16 protein-coding genes and 1 pseudogene are annotated in these 18,254 nt (G+C 69.8%); 8 read left to right on the plus strand and 9 right to left on the minus strand.

The genetic code is table 11. The features are described 5' to 3' along the window. Positions 1-284 (plus strand): heterodisulfide reductase-related iron-sulfur binding cluster (locus ACYVD1_RS30745; protein WP_460778002.1); only part of this gene is annotated, 284 nt, incomplete at its 5' end. Between the two features lie 146 nt (positions 285-430). On the opposite strand, the gene ACYVD1_RS30750 is transcribed toward ACYVD1_RS30745, so the two are convergent. Then, positions 431-1,705 (minus strand): alpha/beta hydrolase, encoded by a 1,275-nt coding sequence (locus ACYVD1_RS30750; protein ID WP_460757500.1) that lies wholly within the window; start codon positions 1,703-1,705, stop codon positions 431-433. Positions 1,706-1,775: 70 nt separating this feature from the next. Between ACYVD1_RS30750 and ACYVD1_RS30755 the strand changes: the two genes are divergently transcribed. Beyond that, the gene (locus tag ACYVD1_RS30755; RefSeq protein ID WP_460757503.1) at positions 1,776-2,375 is read left to right on the plus strand and encodes a TetR/AcrR family transcriptional regulator; all 600 of its coding nucleotides are present in this window, start codon (positions 1,776-1,778) and stop codon (positions 2,373-2,375) included. Positions 2,376-2,820: 445 nt separating this feature from the next. On the opposite strand, the gene ACYVD1_RS30760 is transcribed toward ACYVD1_RS30755, so the two are convergent. The 3 genes from ACYVD1_RS30760 to ACYVD1_RS30770 all read right to left on the minus strand — a co-directional run bounded on the left by ACYVD1_RS30760 (position 2,821) and on the right by ACYVD1_RS30770 (position 4,786). Then, positions 2,821-3,273, minus strand: a complete 453-nt coding sequence (locus ACYVD1_RS30760) for an ATP-binding protein (RefSeq protein ID WP_460757506.1) — start codon at positions 3,271-3,273, stop codon at positions 2,821-2,823. 519 nt (positions 3,274-3,792) lie between these two features. Further along, entirely contained in the window at positions 3,793-3,981 is a 189-nt protein-coding gene (locus ACYVD1_RS30765) for a DUF397 domain-containing protein (protein WP_460757509.1), read from the minus strand. Beyond that, a complete protein-coding gene (locus tag ACYVD1_RS30770) occupies positions 3,971-4,786 on the minus strand; it encodes a helix-turn-helix domain-containing protein (protein ID WP_460757512.1) in 816 nt (271 codons plus the stop codon). Before ACYVD1_RS30770 ends, ACYVD1_RS30765 begins: the two co-directional genes overlap by 11 nt. Before the next feature lie 218 nt (positions 4,787-5,004). Between ACYVD1_RS30770 and ACYVD1_RS30775 the strand changes: the two genes are divergently transcribed. Together ACYVD1_RS30775 and ACYVD1_RS30780 are read left to right on the plus strand one after the other, a co-directional pair. After that, positions 5,005-5,376, plus strand: coding sequence for a hypothetical protein (locus ACYVD1_RS30775; protein WP_460757516.1), 372 nt, complete (start codon positions 5,005-5,007; stop codon positions 5,374-5,376). A gap of 140 nt (positions 5,377-5,516) precedes the next feature. Then, the gene (locus tag ACYVD1_RS30780) at positions 5,517-6,626 is read left to right on the plus strand and encodes a baeRF2 domain-containing protein (protein ID WP_460757519.1); all 1,110 of its coding nucleotides are present in this window, start codon (positions 5,517-5,519) and stop codon (positions 6,624-6,626) included. 113 nt (positions 6,627-6,739) lie between these two features. On the opposite strand, the gene ACYVD1_RS30785 is transcribed toward ACYVD1_RS30780, so the two are convergent. The 4 genes and pseudogenes from ACYVD1_RS30785 to ACYVD1_RS30800 all read right to left on the minus strand — a co-directional run. After that, positions 6,740-8,116: an MATE family efflux transporter gene (locus tag ACYVD1_RS30785; RefSeq protein WP_460778004.1), complete on the minus strand. Its 1,377-nt coding sequence runs from the start codon at positions 8,114-8,116 to the stop codon at positions 6,740-6,742. A 130-nt stretch (positions 8,117-8,246) separates the two neighbouring features. Further along, on the minus strand, positions 8,247-8,912 hold the full coding sequence (locus ACYVD1_RS30790; RefSeq protein ID WP_460757526.1) for a response regulator: 666 nt from the start codon (positions 8,910-8,912) through the stop codon (positions 8,247-8,249). After that, positions 8,909-9,391, minus strand: coding sequence for a sensor histidine kinase (locus ACYVD1_RS30795; protein WP_460778008.1), 483 nt, complete (start codon positions 9,389-9,391; stop codon positions 8,909-8,911). Before ACYVD1_RS30795 ends, ACYVD1_RS30790 begins: the two co-directional genes overlap by 4 nt. Positions 9,392-9,506: 115 nt before the next feature. Next, positions 9,507-10,262 (minus strand): annotated as a pseudogene (locus ACYVD1_RS30800) (histidine kinase); the annotation flags it as partial. A gap of 63 nt (positions 10,263-10,325) precedes the next feature. On the opposite strand from ACYVD1_RS30800, the gene ACYVD1_RS30805 reads away from it, so the two are divergent. The 4 genes from ACYVD1_RS30805 (at position 10,326) to ACYVD1_RS30820 (ending at position 17,156) form a co-directional block, all read left to right on the plus strand. After that, positions 10,326-11,555 (plus strand): DUF418 domain-containing protein, encoded by a 1,230-nt coding sequence (locus tag ACYVD1_RS30805; RefSeq protein ID WP_460757531.1) that lies wholly within the window; start codon positions 10,326-10,328, stop codon positions 11,553-11,555. A 628-nt stretch (positions 11,556-12,183) separates the two neighbouring features. Continuing rightward, positions 12,184-13,188, plus strand: a complete 1,005-nt coding sequence (locus ACYVD1_RS30810) for an ABC transporter ATP-binding protein (protein WP_460778010.1) — start codon at positions 12,184-12,186, stop codon at positions 13,186-13,188. A gap of 109 nt (positions 13,189-13,297) precedes the next feature. After that, positions 13,298-14,149 (plus strand): ABC transporter permease, encoded by an 852-nt coding sequence (locus tag ACYVD1_RS30815; protein ID WP_460757537.1) that lies wholly within the window; start codon positions 13,298-13,300, stop codon positions 14,147-14,149. Positions 14,150-14,420: 271 nt separating this feature from the next. Beyond that, positions 14,421-17,156, plus strand: coding sequence for a sensor histidine kinase (locus ACYVD1_RS30820; RefSeq protein WP_460778011.1), 2,736 nt, complete (start codon positions 14,421-14,423; stop codon positions 17,154-17,156). Between the two features lie 138 nt (positions 17,157-17,294). Here ACYVD1_RS30820 and ACYVD1_RS30825 read toward each other — a convergent pair whose 3' ends face one another. Then, positions 17,295-18,056 carry a hypothetical protein gene (locus ACYVD1_RS30825; RefSeq protein ID WP_460778012.1) on the minus strand — a complete coding sequence of 254 codons (762 nt, stop codon included), beginning with the start codon at positions 18,054-18,056 and terminating at the stop codon, positions 17,295-17,297. Between the last annotated feature and the right edge of the window lie 198 nt (positions 18,057-18,254).

Raw genomic sequence — 18,254 nt, forward strand, 5'->3', positions numbered from 1 at the left:
TCTGCTGCGGCGCCGGTGGTGCCCGCATGTGGATGGAGGAGCGGATCGGCAAGCGCATCAACACCGAGCGTGTGGACGAGGCGCTGACGACCAACCCGGACACCGTCTCCACCGCGTGCCCGTTCTGTCAGGTCATGCTCGGCGACGCGATCAACGAGAAGAAGTCCTCCGGTGAGGCCAAGGAGTCGCTCGAGGTCGTCGACGTCTCCCAGCTGCTGCTGCGTTCGGTCAAGGGTGAGAACCAGGCCGAGGGCGGCGAGGAGAAGGAGACCGCAGACGCCTGAGGGCCGCTGATGCCTGAGGGCTGAGGTGCTCACCGGACGAGTCCGGAATCCGCGCGCAGGGGGCGGGGTGCCAGAGGCACCCCGCCCTCCGTGCTGTCCGGGGCCCACGGGTCGCCCTCGTCGGTGAGGGCAGCCGGATCGGCGGGTCAGAGGTGCTCGGCGAGGAAGCCGTCGATGCTGTGCCGGGTGACCTGGCTGGCAAAGCCGCCCCAGTTGAGGTCGTACATGTGCTCCGTCCAGGGGAGTTCCAGGTGGTGGTGCGGGACGCCGGCCGCATCGAGGTGCTCCGCCATGAGCCGGTTGTCGTCGGGGCTGACGAAGAGGTCGTGCCCGGCGGTCAGCAGGAGGGTCGGCGGGGTGTCCGCGTCGACGTGGCCGACGGGGGACATCGCCGCGTACTCCTCGGGTACCTCGTCGACCGAACCGCCCATCATGCGCTCCTCCAGCTCCACGAGTTCGTCGTTGACCGGGGAGCGGAGCAGCCGCCAGGGGAAGTCGGGGGCGTCCGCGGTCACGTCCGTGGCCGAGTACCAGGCGATCACCGCCGCGGCCTCGGGGACCTCGGTGTCGCAGCTGGGCGCGTGGTCCGTGGTGTAGGTGGCGAGCAGCGCCAGCAGGGCGCCCGCGGACTGTCCTGTGACGGCGATGCGCTCCGGGTCGCCGCCGTACTCGGCCGCGTTTTCGTGTACCCAGCCGAGCGCGCAGCGGACGTCGCGCACGGGGGCGGCCCAGTCGTCGTCGGGGAAGAAGCGGTAGTCGACGTCGAACACCACGCGTTCCTCCGAGGAGGGGTTGTCGGCGCTCGCACCGGAGGGGTCCGTGCCGTCGGCCAGCCAGGTGTCCCAGCGGGGGAGGAGGCTCTGCGGCATGTCGATCGCGCCCCCGTGGATGTTGACCACGACGGGCATGGGACCGGCGGCCGGTCGGGCCGGTTCCCAGACATCCAGCTCCAGGGGCCCGCCGTCGACGCTGGTGTACTCGAGGGTGCGGGGTTCGCGGTCGGCGGAGTCGGCCAACCCCGCTGTGTACTCCCCGAGGCTGAGTTGCGCGCCTTCGCCGCGTGCCGTGGACCAGAGCGACGCGGAGGGGACGAGGGCGGCGACGAGCAGGACGGCGTTGATTCCGGCGAGGACGAGGGGTGCCGTGCGGCGGTGGTCCGCTGGTCGGCCGCCGGTTGGGTCAGGGCTGTCGCTGCGGCGCCGTTTGCGGGCCGCGAGGAGTGCGAGAACCAGCCCGAGGGCGGCCGGGAGGGTGAGGAACAGGGAGAACTCGAGGGCCAGCAGCGCGTACTGCCAGCCGCCCCAGGACACGGGTGGAAGCAGGACCAGCAGGGTCGCGGCGGTCCCGGGGAGGGCGAGAAGCCCGGCGAGTACAAGGAGTGCGGTTCGGGCGGGGTGGCGGGTTCGAGCGGGTTCGGTCATGGGACCTCCAGTTGATACGTCCGTATCGATACAACTGTATCAACATGTCGGAGTGTGCCAGAATGACCGGGTGCCGAAGGTCGTAGACAGGGAAAGCCGCCGAGGCCAGGTCGCCGAGGCGCTCCACCGCATCGCCGCCCGCGAAGGGCTGGAGGGGGTCAGCGTCCGGGTGGTCGCCGCCGAGGCGGGGCTCTCGGTGGGCGCTGTGCAACGGGAGTTCGCCACCAAGGACGAGCTGCTGCACTTCGCGCTGCGGACTTCCATGGACGAGGTGTTCGAAAGGTTCGCCCGTTTCCCTATCGGACCGACCCAACTGACCTTTGCCGAAGGGCTACGCCAGGTGCTCCTGGATCTGCTGCCCACGGACGAACGCCGACGGGCGCAGGCGCGCATCTGGGCCGCCTTCTACGCCAAGGCGGCCGTCGATCCGGCCTTCGCCGAAGTGCTGGCCGAGTTGGACGCCTTGGCCAGGGAGAACCTAGGGAAGGCTTTGGAGTACGCGCGCGACCGGGGAGAGCTGGTGTCCGCTCAGGACCCGGCCGCGCTCACGGAGCTGCTGCTCGTGTTCGTGGACGGCCTGTGGCTCACGTGTGCCCGCCTCCCGGAGGACGCGGACCCGGCCCCGCAGCGTGCGGCGGTGGAGGCGGCGGTAGCCCTGGTGACGGGCTGAGCGGGGAGCGGTTCAACCGTTCCCGCCCATCCGCGGTGACTGCTGAGGCTTGAGCCGAAGAGCTCTTCGGCATCCTTGACCGCGGCGGCCCTGTCCAACCAGTGGTGGAGGGTGTCCAGGTCGGTGCAGTTCTCGATGCGGGTGCGGGCGCTGTCGGAGACGGTGGCGCCGACCGATGTGAGGACTCGGAGGAGGCTCTGGGTGGCCTCTTCCATCCGGCCCTTCTCCTCTCCGATACCCACGTACTTGCGGGCGAAGTCGCTCTGCCACTCGTAAGTTCCCAAGGCCGTCAAGTCCTCCGGATATTTTCGAGCGACCACTGCGGGGGCGTCGCGGATGAGTCTGAGGGGTATCTCGTGCTCTGCGCTGGGTGCGGGTTCCCTTTCTGTTGTGTGGAGGGAACCGGGCCGCAGGGGAGGGCGGCTCGGGGACGCTGCGGGACCGGTCAGACCGGATGCAGGTGGCGTGCGGGCAGGTGGAAGTCGGCCCAGACGAGCGTCCCCAGGCCGGACCAGCGCGGCCAGGTGTGGTGGCCCCAGCCGTCAGCGAGGTTCTGCACCAGGAGCAGCCCGCGCTGGCCCTCGGCCCAGTCCCATTCGTCCGCGGAGCGCTCCGTGGGGATCCGCGGCTCGCTGTCGTCCGGGCCGGGCTGGTTGAACACGGTGAGAGACAGTTGCCGGGCGCCCGCCAGCGTCAGCTGGCAGAGCACGGGGGCGCGGGGGTGGCCGTACTTGCAGGCGTTGGCGTGCAGCTCGTTGAGGCACAGCTGAACGGTGCCGACCAGGTCGGGGTCGAAGCCGCGCAGGTCCCGGGCGAGGTCGCGGCGGGCGCGGGAGAGGTCGGCGAGGCCGCCCGGGTAGCTGCGGCGGACGTTGGAGAAACCGGGGAAAGTGGTCACGCGATCGCCCCCTGGAGCTGTTGGAAGTGGCTGAGGGGCGGTACGGCGGAAGTAGCGGAGGGGTGTGTAGTGGCGGACACGCGGGTTGAGCGGTGTTGGCAGGCGTGACCGGCCGACCGGGGCGGCGAAGAGGGCCGTTTCCCGGTTCAGGCCATGGCGGAAGAGGGCACCGGTCCAATCGCGCACGCCGACAGTCCTTTTCTTCAAGGTTGTGTGCTGATGGCCACTGCCCGGGCGCTTGCCAAAGTGTCGCGGGGCCGCACTGTCAACCTTTCTTCGAGTAGAACTTTAGAGGGTCGCGGCGGTGGGGTGCGGGGTTTTCGTTGAGGAAGTCAGAGAATTTGTCACCCGCGGTGCTCCGTAGCAGGTCAGGTGCTGTGAAGAATGGGTTGCGACGTTTTTCCTGTCGAGTCTGAAAAATCCCGTATATCCGGGTTGTTGGATTTTGCAGGGATTCGGAAAGAGCAATGGCCGACCGGTTCGAGCCGGTCGGCCATGAAAGGGCTGGGGCGAGGCGCCTTAGTGAGTGTTCTTCATGTTCTGCAGGAATGCGGCCCAGGCGTGGGCGGGGTATTCGACGTGCCTGAGTCCTCGGTTCTGGGAGTCGCGTACCAGGACGGTCGATCCCTCAGCCACCTCGACGCAACGCCCTTCACCAGAGCTGTAGCTGCTGGTGTGCCACGGGCGCCCGTCGTGACTAATCTTCAATGTTCTTCCTGACCTTCCTGATCAGTTCCGCGGAGGATTTCGGGGACAGTGCCTCAGCCTGTATGAGTCCGAAGATCGTCATGCGGTTTTCCACCTTCCTCGGGTCGTCCATCACCACCTCGCCGCCCGCGTACTCAGCGGAGGCGAGCATGGGGTTATCCGGAAAGGTGTAGATGCAGAACGGGCCGGCCGTGCCGGGGTGTCGTCCGCTGTTCGAGGGCATGACTTGGAAGTCGATCCTGCGCTCCTCGATCAGCTTGAGCACGTGATCCAGCTGGTCGATTTGGGCGCGTTCGTCACCAACAATCCGGCTCAGGACGAACTCCTCCACCACAATACCCACCAGAGGTGGATGATCCCTCGCCAGGATCTCCTGTCGCGCCATCCTCGACATCACCATCTTCTCTACCTCCGCTGCGGAGGTCCATGGGAGTGAGTCGCGGATGACCGTGCGGGCGTAATCCTCGGTCTGGATCAGTCCTGGGAAAATCTGGCACTGGTACTCGCGCAGCATGGAGACCCGGCGTTCAAAATCTCGCGACCTTTCGTACCACGCTGGGAGATTTTCGCCCGAATTTTCGCGTTCCCACACGCGTACGAGTCGACCATTGGCGTTGAGCGCCTGGTCGAGCGCGGCCGCTTGGCTCTCGGTCATCCCGCGCTTACCGTTCTCCCACGCTGAGACCTGGGCCGAGACCACGTTGGCGAGTGTCCCCACCTGCGTTTGTGTCATTTTGGCGCGGGCGCGCAGGCGCGCGAGCTCGCGTCCGACGCGGGCCCATTTCTCCTTGCGGCGACCGCTCACGAAGCCACCCACTTCAACCGGGGGTAAACCAACTCAACCAGAGTGCAACAGCCGCTCAACCGCCCGCAACCGATTCGACCATTCAGCATCCGCCCCGTTGTTTCCCTGGCCTTTCTCGGCGGACGGTTCCAGGGTGGAGCCAAAGGACAGCGGAGAGCTCCGAGGGGCGAAGGGCAGGGTGGAGTGATGGGAACTGTGACCGGCGGGGGCGACGGCCCGTGCCGACCGGGCCGCAGGGCGGGGCGGTGATGCCGGTGGGCCGGTACGCCAGCGACGACCGGAACCAGTACGCGGCGGCCGAACAGCTGTACCGGCGGTACGGGCGGCTCTGGTGGGTGATGTGGGCACCGGGCATCCGCCGGTTCTACGCCTTCTACCAGGGCGTAGCCGATATCGATCCGATAGCGGAGAACACCGTCGAGGACCTGGAGGCGCGGATGCGGCGGGCGCTCTGCGCCATCTCGCGGAGCTACCCGGCCTCCTTCTGGCGGTGCCCGCGGTCCGGCTGTTCGTGGACCTCCATCAACCCCGTGCCGCACTCGCCCTGCCCGGTGCCGAGGTCGGGCAGGGCGAGTGTTTCCGCTGGTTGACGCGGTCGGAAGGGTGCCACAGGACACACGCGTTCCGTGGCTGCTCCCATGATTGGTGCCCGTATGCGTGGGCAGGGGCGGGAGTAGAGACCGTACGGACCCCGTATAGGTTCCCCGAACCGAATGAGCGAGGACCGAACATGGATCTGACTTTCCTGCAGCCGCTGTACGACCGTCCCGCACCGATGGCGTCACTGTTCATCAACGCCTCGCGTGACGCGGAGGACGCCGAACACGCGATCAGGCTGCGCTGGGACCAGGCCCGTACGGAACTGCTGGAAAAGGGCGCTTCCGAGGAGACCGTCGCAGCCATGGACGGTGTGGTCGGCCGCACCGAAGGCGTACCCGGTCCGCACGGCCAGGTCGTGTACGCGGCCGGGGACAAGGTCGTGTTCGACTCCACGGTGGCCCGGCCGCCGCAGGACTACCAGGTGAGCGTGGGCGACCTGCCCGATCCGCTCCCGTACATGGCGGCGGAGCACCGGCACGTGCCCCACGTGCTCGTGGTGGTCGACAGCATCGGAGCCGACGTGACCACGGAGTACGCCGACGGGCGCACCGAGTTCCGCCGGGTCGAGGGCGAGGACAAGCCCGTACACAAGGTCCGCGAGGGCGGCTACCACCACAACCAGATGCAGCGCGCGGTGGACGAGCAAGTGGGGCAGAACACCGACCTGGTGGCGGAGGCGGTCGCCAAGGCCGCGGACGCAAGCCGCGCCGAGATCATCGCCCTGGCCGGGGAGATCCAGGTGCGCGGGGTCCTCGCCGAAAGCCTGCCCGACCGCTTGGCGGGCCGGATCGCGGACCTGGAGTCGGGTGCACGCGCGGCGGGCTCGGAGAACTCACCGCTCGATGCGGAACTGGCCGAGAAGCTCGACGCGAGATCCGCCGAGCACGTGCGCGAGACGGTCGACGCGCTCGGACGCGGGCGCGCGGACGGCACCGCCGCGGAGGGCATGAACACGGTGCTGCGCGCACTCCAGCGCGGCCAGGTGGAGACGCTGCTCTGGAACGACGACCTGCCCGGCGCCGACCGTGACGTCTTCATCGGTGAGCTGGGCGAGCAGGTCGCCCTCACGGCGCAGGAGCTCCGCGATATGGGGGTCTCCGAGCCCCGGTCCGAACCGGCGAGGGCGGCGATCCCGCGCGCCTTGGCCACCACGGGCGCCGGACTCGAACTCGTCCCGGCGGCCGAGGTGAAGCTCGAAGGCGGGATCGGCGCCGTCCTCCGCTTCTCCACCCAGGCCTGACCGGAGGGGTGGAGCAGCCCCGGCCGTGGCGGAAGAGGGGATGGTTCCGCCGCGGCCGGTACGGGGCCTGCACGCACCGGTGCGAACGGAACGAGCTGGCAGCCTCGAGCTGTTCAGGGAGTAGTCGAGATCTCCCTGCTCACCCGCAGGAAGGTCATGCCCTGACCGACCACGAGGCCGGCGGTGGTCAGGGCGTAGACCGACCACACGCCGGCGATCCCGGCCGCAGCGGATACGGGCAGCGACGCCGCCACGAGGATCCCGTAACAGACGAGGAAGGTGTACATCGACGGGGTGGTCCGCTTGAGCGCCACCAACCCCATGCCGGACACCACTTGCAGATTGTCCGCCAGCGCCATGAGCAGTAGGAGCGGGACCAGCGAGACCATCACGGACCGCACCGCGGGATCGTGGCTCATCAGCTCCGCGAACGGCTGGATCAACACCGGGACGGCAACCAGAACCAGGCCGGTCACCGGAACGGCCACGGCGTAGGCGGCCAGCAGCGTCCTGCGCGCCTGTAGACCGTCGCTGTTCTTGACCGCCCGGACGATGAAGGGGATGGCGGCCTGGCCGGTCGCCAACGCGGGCAGGAAAACGAAGTTCGCGGTGATCACCAGGAGCTGGTGCGCGGCCGCGTCGGCGGCACCGGCTCGCGCCACGACCAGCACCACGACACTCAAGGCCACCGATTTGACGAGCAGGGTCGAGCCGGTGGGGGCGCCGACCTTGGTCATCTCCCAGATCCGGGACCACCGGGGCGCACGCGGAAGGACGCTCTGCCCGCCGAGCACGGAGAGCCTGCTGACCGTGGCGAACTTGATCACCAGAACGACACACCCCACCAGGAGCGTGGCCACCCCCGCGCCGAACAGGCCGAGGGCGGGTGCGGGGCCCAGACCCAGGACCAGCACCGGGATCACCACGACGGACAGGGCCGTGGTGGTCAGCCCGAGCACCATGACGGTCTTGCTGCGGCCCAGCGAGGTGAGCAGCACGGTGGCCGACGCACTCAGAGCAGCGACGACAGCGTAGGCCGCCATCAGCAGGGGGTAGGCGCCCAGCGCCGCCCGGGTCTCCTCGGCCACCCCGATCACCCCGGCCAGCAGGGGGACCGAGAGCACGGCCAAGCCCCCCAGGAGCCCGGAGAGGAGCGCGACCCACGTGCCGTCGCGCACGGTGGCCGCGAGGACCCCAGGATGGTCCTCGTTCTCCGCGACGAAGGGCATGGAGCCGCGTTGAACCCCTTGGAGCACCATGACGACGGGGCCCAGAACAGCGGTCACCAGGGCGTGCGCGGCGAGTTCCTCGGTTCTGGTGTTGCCCAGTACGCCCGCGGTGACCATGGTCCCGGCCAGGGCGGCCACCATGGAGGTGTACAGGGGGAAGGCCTTGCGTCCGATCCGTGAGGCGAGCTTCGGTGTGGGGAGCGCGGCTTCGGACTCGGCGGGGGTGGAGTGTGCAGGGTTCTCAGTGTTCTCGGAAGGCACCGATGTCCTGTCGTTACTGTGAGCGGCTGAGGCCCGGACCAAAGTACTACCGTTGAATCATCTGGCAAGTGTTTTCTGGTTCTGGCCGAAGACCGATTCCTTGGGGTTCTCTGGATTCCCCTCTTGTGCTTCAGGTTCCTTCGAAGGTGTCCGCCCAGGTGGCGAGGCCGTACCGGTACGCGTACACGGCGGCTTGTACCCGGCTCTCCACGCCGAGCTTGGTGAGGATCCGGGTCACGTGGATCTTCGCGGTCCCCGGCGTGATGCTCAGCTCCTCCGCGATCCGCGCGTTGCTGTGGCCCATGGCCACCAGACGCAGCACCTCGCGCTCCCGTTCGGTGAGGTCGGCGGCCCGGGTCGGCGGGGTCCGGGGCGACGTCTCCGCGAACCGGCTCACCAGCCGCGGGGTCACCCGGGGGTCGATCACCCCCTGGCCCTTGTACGCCGCCCTGACCGCCTCCACGTAGAGTTCCGGCTCGCTCTCCTTCAGCAGGAATCCGATCGCCCCGGCCTGGAGTGCGCCGAACAGGTACTCGTCGATGTCGAACGTGGTCAGCATGACCGTCGGCGGGGACGGGTCCAGCCGTGCCAGCTCGCGCATCGCCGTCACCCCGTCCATTCCGGGCATCCGGATGTCGGTGAACACCACGTCCGGCCGCAGCCGCCGCGCCATCGTCAGCAGCTCACGGCCGTGCGCGGCGGCACCCACCACCTCCACGTCCGGCACCGAGCCGAAGAGCATCCGCAGCCCCTCGCGCGCCACGGGCTGGTCATCCGCCAAAAGCACCCTGATCACGTCCGGTCCCCACTTTCGTCCCGTACTTCTCCCCGTACCCCCGGGTCGGAGCCGCCAGGGCCGGTGCGGTCCGCTTCCTCATCCTCGGCACCCTGCCGTCCCCCGACGAGCGGCAGGAAGGCCCGGACCCGCCAGCCGGAGCCGCGCCTGAAACCCGCCTCGAGGGAGCCGCCCAGCTCCTCGGCGCGTTCCCGCATCCCCCGCAGGCCCATGCCCGTGGACTCCGGGACGTCATCCTCGGGCAGTGCCGAACCGTCGTCCTCCACCGTGACCACCAGCTGCCGAACCACGCCTGACTCGCCGTTGCGCCGGGCCAGCCGCACCACCGCGTGCCGTGCGGAGGAGTGCCGCAGCACGTTTCCCAGCGACTCCTGCACGATCCGGTAGGCGTCCGCCTCCACCCTGGCCGGTACCCCGTTGCTCACCCCGTACGGCACCACCAGGTCCACCTCGACCCCGCTCCCGTCCAGCGCGGACACCAGCAGGGGGGATGTCGTCCAGGCGCACGTCCGCGGGGGCGGGTTCGTCGAGGCGGTCGCTCCGCAGCAGGTCCAGCAGTTCCCGGACCTCGCGGACCGCCCGCCCCGACGCGTCGGCGATCCCCGCCAACACGGCGTCGGGGTCCGCGTCCGGCCTCTTCAACGACTCCCGGCCGCCCACGGCGAGCAGGCGGATCGCGCTCAGGTGGTGGCCGGCTATGTCGTGCACGTCCCGGGCGATCCGCGCCCGCTCCCGGGCGCGTTCCTGCTGGGCCCGCGCCCGCGTGGCCCGCAGCCGCTGCTCGGTGCGCTCGGCGCGCAGCCGCAACAGGTACCCGATGATCGCGGGCAGTGCTCCCATCACCGCGATCATCACGAGCTGGTCCGCCGGTTCCGGGGACAGGTCACCATGCCCCACCAGGTGGAAGAACAGCAGGAACCAGCCGGTGGACAGGGGAACGAGGGCCGACATCGGCGTCCCGTGGAAGGCAGCTGAACCGCCGGCGTAGGCGACCAGCGCCAGCGTTAGGGGGTGGACGTCTGTCGAGATCCCGAGTGTCAGCATCATGAGCGCGCCGACGGCGAGCGCGACCTTCAGCGGGTAACGTCGGCGCAGCACTAGGGGTAGGCAGGTCAGCAGTTCCATCAGCGTGGTCCAAGGCGCGCCCAACGACCACCCCCAAGGCCCGCTCACCCCCATGACCAGGAACGCCAGCATCCAGACCCCGGCCAGGAGGGTGTCCTGAGCGGTGATCGGTAGTCTGCGCCACCGCTGGCCCACGGCGTTACTAACTGTGCCGAAGTCTGCTCGTGTCTCCATACGTTCTATGGTGCGCCAGCAGCCCCCTTCCCCTCGTCTGCCGAACGGCATACGGAACCGGATATCCCCTTTGGCAGACGCGCGTGGGTAGCTCCGGCTCGCAGGCTTCCGGGCATGGACACCACACCCGGGCCGACGGCCGTGCCCGTACCGCAACCCATCGATCCCGCACTCACGCCCCCGCCCCGGCTCCTGCTCTTGGACGTCCTGCGCGGCGTCGCCATCCTCGGCACGCTCGCGATGAACATCATCTACTTCGACCTCTCCTCGGGTGAGGGGAACCGTTGGGTGGAGGACGCCAGGACCGTGTTCGTGAACGGCTCGTTCTTCTCCCTGCTCGCCCTGATGTTCGGGGTCGGTCTGGCGGTCCAGTTCCGGGCCGCGCGGGCCTCCGGGCGGCGCTGGCCGGGCAGGCACCCTTGGCGCGCCGCCCTGCTCCTCCTGGAGGGCGCCCTGCACGTGGTCCTGGTGTTCGCCGCTGACGTGCTCATGGGCTACGCGGTGACCGCACTCCTGGTCATCTGGCTGCTGGGCCGCTCCGAACGGGTCCGCTCGGTGGTGATGTGGTCGGCCTTGGGTATCCATCTGGCGCTCATGTCCACCATGGCCGTGCTGTGGGCCTTGACGGAACCGGGGCGGGGAGAGCGCCCTGACCGTGCGCAGGGCCGCCTCGACGAGTACGAAGCCCTCTACCTCGATGGCCCCTACCTCGACCAGGTGGCCGACCGCTTCACGGGGTTCTTCCTGACCCGGGGAGAGGTGGTCATGGCGTTCCCCATGATGGTGTTCCTGTTCCTGTTGGGCGTGCGCCTCTACCGGGCCGGGGCGTTCGACGACAGCGCCGCCGGGCGGGGTATCCGCACCCGCATGGTGCTCTGGGGGTTCGGCCTGGGGCTGCCGCTCAACATCCTGGCCAGCCAGATCTTCTTGCTCTCTCCGATGGCCCGCTACGTGTTTCCCATCGTGCTGATCCTCGGCTACATCGGCCTGACCGGCTGGCTGCTGGAGCGCGTACGCCCGACCGGGCAGGTGGTCCGATCCCTGCGGGCGGTGGGGCGTACCGCGCTGACCTGTTACATCCTCCAGAACGTGGCGGCCTCGTGGCTGTTCTACGGCTGGGGGATGGGACTCAGCCGGTACTTGGACGATCGGGGCGTCGAAGGCCTCGCACTGGACGCCTGGATCTTCGGGGGCTGGCTCGGGATCACCGTGCTGCTGGTGGCCGGGTCGAGGCTGTGGCTGCACCGGTTCGACCGGGGTCCTCTGGAGGCGTTCGGCGCCCGGTTGGTCGCCCTGGTCCCTGAGCGGCGGCCCCGGTCATCGGTTCGGTCCGGGGCCGAGTGACCGTGCCATGGCGCGTTCCGACGTCAGTCCCTCGCTTTTCCAGTGAATCGGTTTCCGTTTCCATCCGCGTACGAAAGCCCTTCTCGGCGGCGCCGCCTGTGTGGAAACGGAACTCGGCCTGCGGTCGGTTGCGTCGTCGGCCGGGGGCTGGTCACTGCCTGTGGCGTGGTCGATCGTACCCGTGGTCGGGGTGGTCGCTTGGCCCCTGCTCCCGGTCTCTCGGGGCCTTCGAACTATCTCCCTTAGGACGATGTTTCCTAAGAAGAAAACGACCAATGTGCCAACCCGGGATTCGATTCAGATTCGAATGTCGTATTCGCCTCTCGGTTCGAAGAAAATTCATGTACAAAGTAAACAACCGTCGCAAGTCCGGGCCCGACGTGAGTAGTGAGGGGACGGGCCCGGCCAGGCGGCGGCCGCGACCGCGTCCGCACGTGAGGTGACGTAGGGGCACGTGCGGGCGCGGACGCACACCGGGCTCCCCGGGAACGAATCCATGTCCGGTCGCCGGAGTGCCGCCAGCGGGCCGGGATGACATTTGTCAGTACCGGCCCCGGGCAGTTGCCATCCAAGGCCGGTGACAGCGGCGTCTGTCTCCGTACCCCCGGCTCGCGGGACGCTGTACTGCATGACGACGACAGCGAGCACCGCACCGGCCGAATCGACCCACGCCCCCGGGGACACCGTCGGGCCGTCGGTGGTCGTCCGCGACCTCCGGCAGAGCTACGGCGACTTCGAGGCCGTCAAGGGCATCTCCTTCGAGATCCGCCCCGGAGAGCTCTTCGCGCTCCTCGGCACCAACGGGGCAGGGAAGACCACCACCATCGAGACGTTGGAGGGCTTCCGCCGTCCCGGCTCCGGCGCCGTCCGGGTGTTCGGCCAGGACCCCTTCGGCCAGCCCACCGGGGTCCGTGAGCGCACCAACGCGGTCCTCCAAGGCGGCGGGCTGATGGAGGACCTGCGGGTCGAGGAGACGCTCCTCCTCGGCCGCGACCTCGCCGCCGCGCAGCGAGGGGTCGACGAGATCCTCGAACTGATCAACCTCGCCGACAAGCGCAAGGTCCCCGTCCGCCAGCTCTCCGGCGGGCAGAAGCGCCGCCTCGACCTCGGGCTCGCGCTCATCACCCGCCCCGACGTCCTCTACCTCGACGAACCCACCACCGGGATGGACCCCGAGGCGCGGCACGCGACCTGGAAGATCATCAGCGACCTCAAAGACGACGGCGTAGCCGTCCTGCTCACCACGCACTACTTGGAGGAGGCCGAGCGGCTCGCCGACCGCCTCGCGATCATGCACCGCGGCGAGATCCGGGTGGAGGGCACCCTGTCCAGCGTCCTCGCGGGCTGGGGCGACCGGGTGAGCTTCCTGCTCCCCAGCGACGTGCGCACCGCGGACCTGCCCGAGGTCGACGGAGCCGGGTTCGAGGTGGTGACCCGCGACCAGGCCCTGTGGGCCACCTACACGGTCAGGGAGGGAGACGTCGCCGACCGCGCCCACCACGCGGTCGCCGCGCTCATCGCCTGGGCCGCGGAGCGGGGCTCCTCCCTGCAGCACCTCCAGGTACGCGGCGCCTCCCTGGAGGACGTGTTCCTGCAGGTCGCGGACGGCGCCTCCGACCTGGTCACGCCCTAACAGCGGCGCCGGGCAGAGAACCCCCGCAACCGCAGACCCGAGAACCCGCCCCTCGCGACCGCACGGCCGAGGCGCGAGACCGTCCACACGACTGACCCAGGAGCACCCGATGAGCACGACCACTTCCCGGACCCGGCCGCAGGGCCGGACCGCGCGGCCCGCCACCAGTTGGGTCCGGCAGGCCCTGCGCCTGACCCGCACCGAGATCACGCTCTTCCTGCGCTACAAGACCGCCTGGATGTACGTGGTGCTGCCGCTGATCATGTTCCTGCCCGCGCTGGCGGGCCCCTCGCCTGAGCTGTTCGAGGGTTTCACCACCACGGAACTCGGCCTCGCCGGGGCCATCGGCGGCATCGGCGTCATCCTGGGGATCGGGCACGCCTCCAACGTGTTCACCGCACGCCGCGAAAGCCTCGTCCTCAAGCGGCTCAGAGTCAGCGGGGTCCCGCAGTCGGCGATCTTCGGCGCGATGATCATGTTCGTCTTCGTGGTCTCGCTGGCCGTCACGGCCCTGGTGGTGGCGGCGCTCTTCGCTGTCGGCCAGCTCCTGCCCGCCGATCCCCTCATGCTGGTGTTCTCGGTCTTCCTCGGCGTCGTCGCCATGTCGCTGATCGGCCTCCTCATCACGCCGCTGGTCCGCAACGCCGAAGCTGCGCAGATGGCCGCGATGGTGCCGCTGCTGATCCTGCTGTACCTCGGCGGCATCATCATGCCGCTGGAAGCCATGGGCGACAGCGTGCGCCAGGTCGCGCAGCTGCTGCCGGTCGTCCCGACCGTCGAAATGGCGCAGGCCGCCTACTCCGGTCACGACGTGTTCGGCGGCGTGGAGGGCGCCGAGGCGCTGGGCTTCGGGGGACTGTGGCTGAGCGCACTGCCCTCCATCGGCTTGATGCTCGGGTGGATCGCGGTTCTGTCGCTGCTGGTCCGCCGCTACTTCCGCTGGGACCCCCGGCAGCCGTGACCGGTGCCGGGCGTCGGGCGCCGGGCATGGGTGGCGGTCAGCGGTCGTCGGCCCGGTGAGGTGGGTGCCCAGCGGAGCCGCGGGCGCCGGGAGACCGGGACGGGGGTCTCCCGGCGCCGCTTCGTGCACGGCGGCCGTGACCGGTGCCGGGCAGGTGCCGCACACCAGTTGGAAAGCCGGCCTGTGGACAACCGCCCGGCGGGGGCCGTCGGGTTTTACCGTTGAATGAGCCGGGCGGTCTACAGGGCCGGGCAGCCAGGAGGGGGATGCTGTGAGTCACACGGACACGGCATCGGACGGGACCGTCGGCCCCGCGGCGCCGCCCGTCACCGGCCCCGGTACCGGGGAGACGGAGGGCCCGGGCAGGGGCGGCGAATCCGCGGTCTCCGCCCTGACCGGGGGGCCGGTGCCCAATACGCGCCTGGCCCGCACCCTCAGGCGGGCGCGCAGGTACTGCGTGTGGGCGACGGCGTTCGTGGCCCTGATGGTGCCGTACTGGACCGTGCTCGGGGCGCTCATCAGCCGGATCGCGCCCGAAGACCCGCCGCCCGGTCCCGTCACCGAACTCCTGGCCTGGGCCGCCGTCCCGGTCTCGGTGGCTCTCGCGGTCCTCATGTTCCTGCTGGTCCGGGACCGGATGGACGGCCGGCGAACCCCCGCGCCCCGCCGCTACTGGACGGCGGCAGGGCTGCTCGTCCTGGTGTGCGCCCTCATGTGGTTCACCCCCTACGTTTTCTTCGTCTGCGCCTCCATCTGGTCGATCGCGGTCTTCCTGACCCCCCGGGAACGTGCCCTGCGGGTGACCGCCGCCCTGGTGGTCCTGCCCTGGCTCAACCTCCTGTTCTCCCCCGTCGACCTCCAGTCCACCTCCGCACTCGTCTACGTCCTGGGGGCGTTCCTGTTCGCGGCCTTCTTCGGCGTGAACCTCGCCCTCTACTGCTTCGTCAACTTCCGCCTGTGGGACGGGGTCCGGGAGGCGACCGCCGGTGAACAGGCGCGGTCCCGGCTCGCCGTGAGCGAGGAGCGGCTCCGGTTCACCGAAGAGATGCAGGGGCTGCTGGGACACAAACTGGGCGCGCTGGAGGCCGGTGCGCGAAGAGCCGGGCAGCTGGTGCGGAGCGACCCGGCGGGGGCGCGGACGGCGATCGACGGGGTGCACGAGCTGGCCCGCGGCACGCTGCGCCAAGTGCGCTCGGTGGTGCGCGGCTACCGGGACATCGATCTCGAGGACGAAGTGGGTTCGGTCAGCGCGGTCCTGGCGGCCAACGGCACCACGGCCACTGTCACCGGGTTGGAAGGCCTGGCCGCGCCGCCGGACACGGCCGCGTTGGCCGCCTGGGTGGTGCGTGAGGGTGGTACGAACGTGCTCCGGCACAGCGACGCCCGCCGCTGCGGGATCTCCTTCACCGTGGCGGAGGGCGCCGAGCAGGCGCCAGGGGAGCTGGTCGTGGAGATCACCAACGACCGTGCGGAGGTGCCTGCGGGGGATCGCGAAGACTCCGGCAGCGGTCTGGCCGGGCTCACCGAACGGATCAACCGGGGAGGTGGCACACTGGCGGCGGTCCCAACCAACGACGGCGGCTTCCTGCTCCGAGCCGTCCTTCCCCTGTCCGGAGGGCCCCGCCAACCGGGAGTTGTCTTGAACGAGAACGGTGCGACCCAGGTCAGCCCGCCCGGCCGCCCCAGGACGGACGGTACCCCTGGAACCCGGTCCGCCGGTACCTCCGAGGACCACCGTCCGACCGCGCAGACGGCACCGGCCGCACGAGAGGCCGTGAACCAGGACGAAGACGGCCTCAGGGACACGGTGCCCGCGCTCACCGACGACGAGCGACGGGACCGCCGGATCCGGACCGCCCGGCACATCATCACGGTCGTCCTCGGTTTCACCACCCTGGTCGTGATCGCGTTTCCCGTGTTGGACGTGGTCTACGCCCCCAGCCAGGGCCTAGCGGTATGGCCTTCGGCGGTCGGTGTGCTTCTCTCCGCGATCATCGCCGTGCTGCTCATCGTGCTGCTCATCGAGCGGATGGACGGGAACCGGCAGCCGTCCCCGAAGCTCTACTGGGCCTCGCTCGTCCTGCTGGCGGTCACCGCCGTACTGCTCCACAGCCCGCTCAACGCAATGTTCACGATCGCCGCCTGGTGGGCGCTCGGCGCCTTCCTCGCCCCGCGCCGGACTTCCGTCTACGTCACCGTCGTTCTCCTGCTGTCACCGCTGCCGCTGGCGCCGACCTTCTTCCAGCACGAGGGGGGCCTGAGCGCGCTCAACCCGGTTCTCTACGCGCTGGTGTGGTTCGCTTCGATCGCCGTCGCACTGGGGCTGGCCGCGACCACGCTCGGCATGATCTGGCTGTGGGACATCACCCGAGAGGCGGTCGCCGGGCAGCGCGCCCGCGCCCAGCTGGCGGTGACCGAGGAGCGGCTCCGCTTCGCACGCGACATGCACGACCTGCTCGGGCACAGCCTCTCCGCTCTGTCGGTCAAAGCCCAGCTGGCCGGACGGCTCGTGGACCGGGCGCCCGACCGGGCCGGTGCCGAGATGGCCGAGGTCCAGACCCTGGCCCGCCAAGCGCTCCAACAGGTGCGCTCCGCGGTCAGCGGATACCGGGAGGTCGACCTCCAAGGGGAGGTGGACTCGGTGGTGTCGGTCCTCGACTCCGGCGGTACCAGGAGCACCGTCTCCGGCCTGGACGGCCTGGATTTGCCACCGAAGGTCGCCGGGCTGGCCGCGTGGGTGGTGCGCGAAGGCGGAACGAACGTGATGCGGCACAGCGACGCCGAGGAGTGCCAGATCGGCTTCACGCTGACCAGAGAGGGCTTCGAGGGCCCGAAAGGACTCGTCGTCGAGGTGTACAACGACCACGCGCGTGACGTGAAAACGGAGGCGAGCGGCGGCAACGGGCTGGCGGGGCTGTCCGAGCGCGTGGCCCTGGGCGGCGGAACGCTGTCCGGGGCGCGGACCAAGGACGGCGGGTTCCTGCTCCGCGCGGTGATTCCCCTGTGAGCTGGACACCCCGGAGCGACTGGCGCGCCGGGGTGCTGAGCTCCCGGAATCCCCGTGACTCTTGGGAGTCCCGTGACGTACGGGTCGCCGAGTGCGTCCCGGTGCCCGGCGTTCGGTGGCCGGGTCAGCGCCCGTGCATCAGAGGGTGCCGACCGAATCGAACGCGGAGTCGACCTCGGCGGTGGCCTCGTCGCCGCCCCCGGTGTTGAGGCCGAGCATGAATGCGCCCTGGTCGCCGTCGAGCTCCACCACGAGGAACCGGCCGTAGGACTCTTCGCCGTCGTCCGTGCTGCCGCCCATGGTCACGCCGAAGGCCGGCAGGCCGTCCACCTCGGTGTCGCCGGAGGGTTCGGCCCGCAGGTCACTGACGTCGGTCACCAGGTCGTCGGCCGTGTCCAGGGCCAGCGACACCCCTGAGACCGCGATCGGCTCCAGGGGGCCGAGGTCCTCGGTTCCGGTGATGATGACGGCGTCCGGGTCGTCCGCGGAGCCGTGCACCGCGTACGAGGTGTACTCGGCCGGGACCTGGTCGTCGCCGAGCCGCTCCCAGGCATCGCCGGGCAGGTTGTAGGTGAGCCCGGCCTCGGAATCGGTGACGGTGTCCTCGTCGACGGGATCGGGCGCCGCGCCCGAGTCCTCCTCCGCTCCGTCCGCTTCGTCTTCCGCGCCTTCGTCGTCGGTGTCGGCCGCGGTGGGGCTGTCGGACAGGGGGCCGTTGTCCGAGAGGAACCATCCGAGTCCGGCCGCCGTGACCAGGAGGAAGGCGAACGTGACCACGAGGGCGATGGTGAAGGTGATCCGGCGTGCGTTGTCGGGCTCGCCGTCGGCGCGGCGGCGCGGGTGCGCGTCGGTGTCCCGGCCTCCCTCGCGCTCGGGTCGGTCGGAAGGTCCTGCGTGCATCTCGGCTCCTGAGGGGCTGCTGGCCGTTCAGTGGGCTGAGGGGCCCTGGAGGGGGAATACCCCGTGTGGGCTCACGCGCAGCAGGACGGGAGGTACCGGATCGGGCCGATTCCGGCCATCACGGGGCCGAGTGCCCGGGTCACGGGCTCAGCCGGGCCGAGACACAGCGGATTCCAGGCATGCCGGGTTTGCGGTGGT

It is taken from the genome of Nocardiopsis nanhaiensis, from assembly GCF_054778635.1.